General features: G+C 71.6%; 2 protein-coding genes and 1 pseudogene. 1 reads left to right on the top strand and 2 read right to left on the bottom strand.

Annotated features, from left to right (window positions below):
- A partial coding sequence (locus G6018_RS10000) for an AMP-binding protein (protein WP_182639515.1) occupies window positions 1-327 on the bottom strand: 327 nt, incomplete at its 3' end.
- A 17-nt stretch (window positions 328-344) separates the two neighbouring features.
- Window positions 345-1328, bottom strand: coding sequence for a 1,4-dihydroxy-2-naphthoyl-CoA synthase (locus tag G6018_RS09995; RefSeq protein WP_182610820.1), 984 nt, complete (start codon window positions 1326-1328; stop codon window positions 345-347).
- Window positions 1329-1351: 23 nt separating this feature from the next.
- On the opposite strand from G6018_RS09995, the pseudogene G6018_RS09990 reads away from it, so the two are divergent.
- A pseudogene (locus tag G6018_RS09990) lies at window positions 1352-1723 on the top strand (O-succinylbenzoate synthase); the annotation flags it as partial.

The following is a 1723-nucleotide window of genomic DNA, read 5'->3' as shown; positions in this document are numbered from 1 at the left end:
GGGCAACGCGAGCAGCCAGCGCCCCGGCCCGCCGAGTAACGCGTCGGTGGCGGAGGCCGACGCGGCCAACGCGGCGGCGGACAGCATCGCTCCCTTGGGAGTGCCCGTCGAGCCGGAGGTGCTCACCACCAGAGCCGCCCGGTCGTCGATCGGTTCGTCGGGGTGCATGGCGCCGACGAGCAGACGCATCCGGGCGGGGTCGTCGGACGGGACGGGTAGCAGCGCGGGGCCACGGTCGGCCAGGAGCTGCTCGAACGTGGGGAACAGGGCGGTGACGGCCACGCCGCCGGGGACGGGCAGGGTGCGCAGGTCGCGGGTAACGGGCATGGACCGGACCGGCGCCGTCAGTAGTAGTAGGGGAAGTCGTCCCAGTTCGGGTCGCGCTTCTCCAGGAACGCGTCGCGCCCCTCCACCGCCTCGTCGGTCATGTACGCCAGTCGTGTGGCCTCGCCGGCGAACACCTGCTGACCCATCAGGCCGTCGTCGGTGAGGTTGAACGCGAACTTGAGCATCCGCTGCGCGGTGGGCGACTTGCCGTTGATCTGTCGCGCCCACTCGATCGCGGTGTTCTCGAGCTCGGCGTGGTCGACGACCCGGTTGACCGCGCCCATCTGGAACATCTCCTCGGCCGTGTACGCCTGACCCAGGAAGAAGATCTCGCGCGCGAACTTCTGGCCCACCTGCTTGGCCAGGTACGCGCTGCCGTAGCCGGCGTCGAAGGACCCCACGTCGGCGTCGGTCTGCTTGAACCGGGCGTGCTCGCGGGAGGCCAGGGTCAGGTCGCTCACCACGTGAAGCGAGTGCCCGCCGCCGGCCGCCCAGCCGTTGACCAGGCAGATCACCACCTTGGGCATGGTGCGGATGAGCCGCTGCACCTCCAGGATGTGCAGCCGGCCGCCCTCGGCCTTGACCCGGGCCTCGTCGACCTTGTCGGCGGTCGCGCCGGCCACGTCCGAGTCGTGTTCCGTGGAGTACTGGTAGCCGGACCGGCCGCGGATCCGCTGGTCGCCGCCGGAACAGAACGCCCAGCCGCCGTCCTTGGCGCTCGGCCCGTTGCCCGTGAACAGCACGGTGCCCACGTCGGGGGAGCGGCGGGCGTGGTCGAACACCCGGTACAGCTCGTCCACGGTGTGCGGCCGGAAGGCGTTACGCACCTCGGGGCGGTCGAAGGCGATCCGCACGATCCCGTCGGCCCGGCCCTCGCCCACGTGGCGGTGGTAGGTCAGGTCCGTGAGGTCCTCCCCGTTCCGGAAGCCCTCGACCTCCCGCCACTGCGTCGGATCGAACGGGTTCCCGGTCTCGCCCTGCGCTGCGCTGCTCTCGGTCATGGGTTCGACGTTAGCGTGGAGGCATGACATCCGTACCGGGCCCCGAGTCGATCGACGATCTGCTCGCCCGCGTCCACGTGGTGGCCCTGCCGATGCGGGTGCGGTTCCGCGGCGTCACCGAGCGGGAGGTGGCGTTGATCGAGGGGCCGGCGGGGTGGGGTGAGTTCGGCGCCTTCCCCGAGTACGACGACCCCGAGGCCGCCCACTGGCTTCGCTCCGCCCTGGAGATGGCGTGGCAGGGTCCGCCGCCGGCCCTGCGGTCGCGGGTCGCCGTCAACGCCACGGTCCCGGCGGTCTCCGCGGGCGAGGTGGCCGGGATCCTCGACCGCTTCCCCGGGTGCACCACGGTCAAGATCAAGGTCGCGGAATCCGGGCAGCAGCTCGTCGACGACGTC

The organism is Dietzia sp. DQ11-44 (assembly GCF_014145205.1).
Taxonomy (GTDB): Bacteria; Actinomycetota; Actinomycetes; order Mycobacteriales; family Mycobacteriaceae; genus Dietzia; species Dietzia natronolimnaea.
This window is presented reverse-complemented; position numbering and strand designations above follow the sequence as displayed.

Bases quoted from the DNA above. Each gene is read 5' to 3' on its own strand.
- G6018_RS09995 (WP_182610820.1), bottom strand. From the start codon at position 1,328: ATGACCGAGAGCAGCGCAGCGCAGGGCGAGACCGGGAACCCGTTCGAT.